The following is a 6928-nucleotide window of genomic DNA, read 5'->3' on the forward strand; positions in this document are numbered from 1 at the left end:
TTTTGAGGGATTCGTCTAAAATCATAGGGCAGGACAAATTACTCGAGAAAGAAGTATATCCGCGTCTTAAGAAGTCTATTCCCTTTATCGTGACCGGTCAGCGAGGCATCGGCAAGAGTGAGATTATCAGATGGTCTTTTGCTCATTATTTATCAGACAAGGTCTTCTTTTCAGGGGCGCTGTCATATGGTGACATCCTGAAACTTATTGCTGAGGCTCAGGGTATCGAGGAATACAAGAAGATGAAGAACACGGATTTAGAGCGTGAGGTTATCAAATCAAAAAAGATTGCGCTCTTTATGGACGACATAGAACGTGCGACACCGAAACTTATACATTTCCTGACAGCTTTGAACGAGACCTGGACAATATACATGAGCGGGAATGAGCCGTTCCGGGAAGAACTGAAAAGGCTGACCTGGGGCAAGCCGAAAATAAAAGTAGAGCCGATAGACACCAAGGACCGGCTGCGCCTTGCCGAATACTGCATTTCAAAGACCGGGTCAATGATTGCCGGTCACGAAATAGCGTCAAAGTCGCGCGGTGTTCCGGCCCGGGCATGGGCAATAGCAAAGGGCGAAATTGTCCGGAACGAAGGTGAGAGGGTATCAGGAGAAGAAATTAATATAGCCCCGGTGTTCCTGGTAGTCGTTGCCGGCATTATGGTTTTGCGTTATGTCGGCAAGGGAATGGGCGAGCAAGATTTATATATGCTCGGTGGTATGGGTATGGCCGCTGGTTTATTTATAAGATATTTCATATCTAAAGCAGAACGTAGTAAATGACGGCCCCGACACACATAGCGTTCAGTTTAGCGACAGCGCTTTTATTCGGTGCTGAAGGATCAACCGTTCTCGGACTTGCGGCCGGCGGCGCATTGCTGCCCGACATAGACCATCCTCAAAGCGCTATTGGCCGGGTGTTCTTTTTCTTTTCTATTCCGCTTAATAAATATTTCGGACATCGAGGCTTTATTCACTCCGTCATCTTGTGGCTGCCGCTTACGGTATTAGGATCCTTTTTCTTTAAACCAATGCTATACCTTGGAATGGGCGCATTGTCTCACTGTCTCCTTGATTGTCTGAACATCTCAGGCGTTGCGCTTCTCAAACCGGTAACGGAAAAGATCTTTGTTCTTGCTTCTCAGAGGTACAGGATCGGCACAGGATCCCGTCAGGAGTTTATTCTTATGATGGCACTCGGTTTTGTAGGCTGGGGCGGCGGGTACATCGGGAGCCAGGGCGGTATAAGGACGATGCTTCAAGCTTTCATGGGTAATTATCAGATGGCCGTTGACCGGTATAAACGGGAAGGCACTAAGCAATGTTATTTTGAAGGTAAGCTACGATTAGCAGACGGCAATATCAAAGAGGGATCCTGGCTTGTGATCGGGACGGAAGGATCCGGACCATTTACGCCGCTTGCTGTATATGACAGGGAAGAAAATAAAATTATTCATGTCCCGGATCAGGCGGAGTTTCTTAAGGCTAAGATCAAAGTAACAGAAAAAGATTGGCATACCTTAAAACTGTCCGGGCCGTCGCAACTGACAAAGGGGACTGTTTATTTTAAGCCGGGGAGTAAGTGGCATATTGCGAAGGAAGGGGAGTATGTTTTTGGGGTTTTGCAGTATGAGGGGGATGTAACTTTGAAGCCGTCAACGTTGTAGTATATTTAAAGATTACCTATATGTATCTTCAAACTTTATTGATATCGAATATTAATAACTGTTCGCATGTATCAATAAATTCAATTATGATCCTGGGGGCTTGATTTATTCCTGAAAGAGAGAGGTTCGGATCACTGATTGAATCTGTACTACGGCATGAAAGACGCGTTTTTGAAAATCATAACGTCTGCCGTCTTTGTTAAATCTATTTACAAATTTATTTTCAATGATAGTCCCTGTACTAATTGCTCTGAACTTATTTACGAATTACGGATTTCAGCCGGAGTTCCTTTAAAAAAGGAATAGATTCAAGAAGCCTTGATTGTTGTTGCTAAGTTCTCCCTAAAAAGTCTTATGACAGCACTTTTTGAAAAATATAGATTATATCTGTAATTGCCCGTATCAGATGTATCTTGTCTTTACTCATGACGAAGAGCATCAATGGGGTCAAGTCTGGCTGCACGTCTTGCCGGAAAGAAACCGAAGATCACACCAATCACAGCAGAAAACAGGAAGGAAAGCAGGTTGATACCAGGATTGAAGATGTATGGAACCTGCATAAGTCGAGCTACGACAATCGAAGCTGCTGTCGCCAGAGCGATGCCGACCAATCCACCCAGCGATGAGAGCACCACAGCTTCCACGAGGAATTGTGTGAGCACATCATTCTCAAGAGCGCCGATGGCGAGTCGAACACCGATCTCACGGGTTCGCTCTGTGACTGACACAAGCATAATATTCATGATGCCGATGCCGCCGACAAGGAGGCTGACTGCCGCAACCGCTCCCAACAATGTCGTAAGCAATTGAGTGGTGCCGGTGAGCATTTTTGTGATCTCCTTCATGTCCATCACATTAAAGTTATCATCATCGCTCGCTGAAAGATGACGCCTCTCCCGCATTAATCTTCTGATATCACTCTGGGCTTTTTCAGTTGATGAGCCTTGCTGGACAGAAATCTGAATAAGACCGACATCCTGATTGCCAGAGATACGCCGATGAAAGGTGCTCAAAGAAATAACCACAATATCATCCTGATCCATGCCCATAGTGCTCTGGCCTTTTGCTTCCAACACCCCTATTACATCACACGAAAGTTTTTGCAGACGAATCTTTTCCCCTAAAGCCCCTTGCCCGCCGAACAGTTTTTTGCGGACTGTCTCCCCAATAATACATACCGCCGCGCCGCTGCGTAACTCGCTCTCACTGAATTCCCTGCCCGCCCCGATAGACCTGTTTGTTACCTTTAAATATTGATTATCGGTTCCAGTCACCTGAGTTGTCCAATTTTGGTTGCCGAATATGGCCATAATTGACTGCGACGATACCGGCGCCACAGCAGCAATTGAGCTGATTTCCTTTGCAATAGCATCAGCATCGTTTTCTTTGAATGGAATATTGCCGGTAGACTGACCGGGCCCCAACCTCTTTCCTGGACTTATCATCAGCATATTGCTGCCCATGCTTGCGATCTGTTGCTGGATCTGGGCCGTGGCTCCTCCGCCGATGGTAACCATTGTAATTACTGCTGCCACGCCTATGACAATACCAAGTACAGTAAGAAATGATCGCAGGATATTGCGTCTGATTTCCCGTAAAGCCAGCAATATTGTGTTCCACAACATTATTGGGGCCTCCCTTTTTGCTCGTCCGACGAGACCAGACCGTCCAGGAAATGGATGATGTGCTTTGCGTAGGCTGCCATATCCAACTCGTGGGTAATCATGATAATGGTAATCCCCTGGTTGATGTTCAACGAATTCAGCAATTCCATGATCTCCCGGCTTCGGGCAGTATCCAGGTTGCCTGTGGGCTCGTCTGCAAGGAGCACGGCCGGTTCTGTGACAATAGCGCGAGCGATAGCGACCCTCTGTTGCTGTCCACCTGAAAGCTCACCTGGAGTATGAGACTCCCATCCCTTGAGTCCCACAATATCCAGAGCTTTAAGTGCTTGCTCTCTCCGCTGGTGTGCGGGGGCACCCCGATAGATTAGAGGGAGTTCTACGTTCTCAAGCGCAGAGGTACGGTTCAAGAGGTTGTACCCCTGAAATACGAACCCCTGGTAATAACGTCGCAGCAGGGCCCGCTGATTGCGGGACAGTTGTCCGACATCGACATCCCTGAACATATAAGTCCCGGCGGTTGGCGTGTCGAGGCACCCGAGGATGTTCATACAGGTAGATTTCCCCGATCCGCTCGGCCCCATTATAGCAACAAACTCCCCCTCATCGATGTGAAGATCGATACCTCGAAGGGCCTGCATTGATGCATACCCTTTACCATAGACTTTGGTTACTCCTCTGAATTCGATGAGGTGTTGTTCCGATTTACTAGCTTTTTGTTGCGCACCACCGGTTTTCATTTAGCACCTGTAATAAGATCGACCGCAACCTCCATACCGGGTTGGATGTCTCCGGTCAGTATTTCCGTCATGCGTCCGCTTGTTGAGCCCGTCGTGACAGAGACGGGGGACAGTTGTCCGTTCTTTAATATCCAGACCCTTTGCTGCTTTCCGTTGGTTGTTATGTCAATGCGCTGTTGGGTTCCGCTGGGCGGACGTGGGAGAAGGGAGCCGACCAAACCAGTGGAGGACTTTTCTTCCTGCTGTACGGGCGGTGTAAAACGAATTGCTGCGCTTGGTACCAGGATCGGATTTTCGATTTGTTTTACTGTTATGTCCGCAGTAGCCGTCATTCCCGGACGAAGGGACAAATCCGTGTTGTTGACTTTCAGCACGGTCTCGTAGGTCACGACCCCTGACGTCGTTGTTGAAGCGTAGCGGGCCTGAGTAATCCGTGCTTCGAAAGTGCGATTAGGATAGGCAGAAACGCTGAAAGTTGCTTTCTGGCCCTCCTGCACTTTGCCCACGTCAGCTTCATCTACATTCACGTGCAGTTCCATTTGCTTCAGGTCTTCGGCAAGAGTGAACAGCACAGGAGCTTGAAAGGATGCTGCCACGGTCTGCCCCGGCTCTATGTTGCGTGTCAGAACAACGCCATTGATTGGCGACCGAATAATAGATTTGGAGAGGTCTGTCTCATTTGCCTGAAGAGTGGCCTGGGCCTCGGTGACAGTAGCTATGGCGCTGGCTGCATCGGCCTTTGCCCGTTCAAAGGCCGCGTCTGCAGCATCCATCTCAGCTTGCGAGGGGACTTTACCATTGCTCAGTTCTTTCACTTTTTGAAGTTGTGAAAGTTTAGCCCGCGTTTCCGCAACAGTCGCCTGAGTTTGCAAGACCTTTGCCTTTGCTGACTCCAATGCAGCTTTGGATTGGGTTAATTGTGCTTCGAGTTTTAGAGTATCCAGCCTGGCCAGGACCTGGCCGATTTTTACTCTGTCGTTGTAGTTGACTTCGACGCTTTTGATTATACCGGATAATTCGCTGCCTACACTGACCGTGTTTGTAGGCTGCAAGGTGCCGGTTGCGGTGACAATGACCGTAAGTTCTCCGCGTCGGACTTGCTCGGTTTTGTATTGTGGTACGGTTGTCTTTCCTGCCGCTTTCCACATGATTACGGCTGCCACTGCTAAAATTGCCACTAAGGCAATGACAAGATATCGCTTCAGACCCTTGCTGAACATAGGGGCGTGGTGCAGTCCCAGGGTCTCTGTAATATCCGATTCCGGCTCAATTTTCGATTTCATTTCTCTTCTCCATTTCAAAAGCTATTTCTTTTCAGCAGGATCCATTGATGTCCAACCGCCTCCAAAGGCTTTGTACAGGCGGACCAGGTTAGAGGTTACGGTTCCGCTGCTCTGGGCCAGTTGATCCTGAAAGGTGAGTAGTGAGCGCTGCGCCTCCAAGACATTATTAAAATCAGTCAGCCCACTCTGGTACTTGTATTTTGCAAGCTCAACAGCTTTTTGGGCCGCCTGTGCTGCCTCTTGAAGATTATCCCTTCTGTTTTGCTCTTCCGCGTAGGCGACGAGAGCGTTTTCCACATTTTCCAGTGCACTGAGAATGGCAGCTTCATACTTATTCAATGCCTGCTCATGAAGCGCTGACTGCACTTCTATGTTTTGTCGGATAGACCCGCCCTTGAAGATCGCCCACGTGATTCCGGGTCCAAAGCTTGATGACCACGTTTGTGAGGCGGGAGAGGTACTCACTTTCAATGTTTCGATTCCGATGGATCCACTTAAGGTTAACTTGGGGTAGAGGTCTGCGGTGGCCACGCCGATCCTTGCTGATTGAGCAGCCAATTCGCGCTCTGCTCTTCGCACATCCGGCCGGTTTCTAAGAACATCGGCCGGTACGCCTATTGCAAGCTTAAGGGGAATAACCGGAATTGACACTTGCTGCTCCAGTAGACTATGTACCTTTCCAGGTTGTTCTCCCAGTAAAACAGCAATACGGTTCAATGCCTCTTCCTTCCCGGTGCGAAGGGTTGGCAGCGAGGCTCGGGTGTTCTCGCTGTTATAACGTGCCTGCTGTACTGATAGTTCATCACTCAGCCCTGCCTCATATCGCCATAAGGTCAACTGGTAGGTTTCGTTTTGTGTTTCCAGATTACCTTCCGCAATAGCCAATCGTGATTGAAACGTTCTCAGATCGATGTAGTTTACAGCTACTTCAGCGAGGAGAGAGACCACCACATCGCGCAAATCCTCCTGACTGGCTCCGACATCTGCTTCAGCAGCCTCGACGGAACGTCGAACACCGCCAAAGATGTCAATTTCCCAACCTGCGTCAAAGCTTGCTGTATAAAGGTCACTTGTTTCGCTGGTCCTGTTAGTCCCGGTATCTTTACTGCTTTCAGTCCAAGTTGCAGAGCCTACGGCATCGAAGGTCGGGAATAGACCGGCCTTGGCTATACCCCGGCGAGCGCGAGATTCACGAACCCGCGCCCGTGCCTTCTTTAGGTCGAGGTTGCCCGACACAGCACGATCGATCAGGCTGGAGAGTGCAGGATCGTTGAGCGCAAGCCACCACGCAGCCAGCGTCTTGGGATCCATCTCCCCGGCGATCAGACCGCTTTTTAGTTCGCTGTGCCATGTCGTGGCTAATGATGTGTCAGGCCTGACATAATCTGGCCCAACAGTTACGCAACCAGTCATTATCAGTACCACTGGTATCCATGAAAGACGCGAAAGATAACTAATATAAGTCTTTTTGTATAAAAAACTCATAGTTTTCCTTTTAAAGGTCTTGCCACCTTGGTTCGTCTTAAAAATGTTTTCTTCCCGGACTCAGCCTGTACTTTGTGTATCCCGGCCAGCGAAAATTGCACAACATGGTCTGCATATTTCTCAATATCT

Annotated in this window: 6 protein-coding genes; 2 read left to right on the plus strand and 4 right to left on the minus strand. The window is 48.7% G+C overall.

All coding sequences use genetic code 11. The features are described 5' to 3' along the window. The first annotated feature begins 2 nt into the window (after window positions 1–2). Together HZB61_00175 and HZB61_00180 are read left to right on the plus strand one after the other, a co-directional pair. A complete protein-coding gene (locus HZB61_00175) occupies window positions 3–785 on the plus strand; it encodes a hypothetical protein (protein MBI5055020.1) in 783 nt (260 codons plus the stop codon). Next, entirely contained in the window at window positions 782–1669 is an 888-nt protein-coding gene (locus tag HZB61_00180; protein ID MBI5055021.1) for a metal-dependent hydrolase, read from the plus strand. The genes HZB61_00175 and HZB61_00180 overlap by 4 nt, the downstream gene beginning before the upstream one ends. 419 nt (window positions 1670–2088) lie before the next feature. Here HZB61_00180 and HZB61_00185 read toward each other — a convergent pair whose 3' ends face one another. Genes HZB61_00185 through HZB61_00200 form a run of 4 tightly spaced genes read right to left on the minus strand, consistent with a single transcriptional unit; the run spans window position 2089 to window position 6799 of the window. Then, a complete protein-coding gene (locus HZB61_00185) occupies window positions 2089–3294 on the minus strand; it encodes an ABC transporter permease (protein MBI5055022.1) in 1206 nt (401 codons plus the stop codon). Further along, window positions 3294–4031, minus strand: a complete 738-nt coding sequence (locus HZB61_00190) for an ABC transporter ATP-binding protein (GenBank protein ID MBI5055023.1) — start codon at window positions 4029–4031, stop codon at window positions 3294–3296. The genes HZB61_00185 and HZB61_00190 overlap by 1 nt, the downstream gene beginning before the upstream one ends. Then, the gene (locus HZB61_00195; GenBank protein MBI5055024.1) at window positions 4028–5314 is read right to left on the minus strand and encodes an efflux RND transporter periplasmic adaptor subunit; all 1287 of its coding nucleotides are present in this window, start codon (window positions 5312–5314) and stop codon (window positions 4028–4030) included. Before HZB61_00195 ends, HZB61_00190 begins: the two co-directional genes overlap by 4 nt. 21 nt (window positions 5315–5335) lie before the next feature. Next, window positions 5336–6799: an efflux transporter outer membrane subunit gene (locus tag HZB61_00200; GenBank protein ID MBI5055025.1), complete on the minus strand. Its 1464-nt coding sequence runs from the start codon at window positions 6797–6799 to the stop codon at window positions 5336–5338. Window positions 6800–6928 lie beyond the last annotated feature (129 nt).

The organism is Nitrospirota bacterium (assembly GCA_016214845.1).
GTDB lineage: Bacteria > Nitrospirota > Thermodesulfovibrionia > UBA6902 > UBA6902 > SURF-23.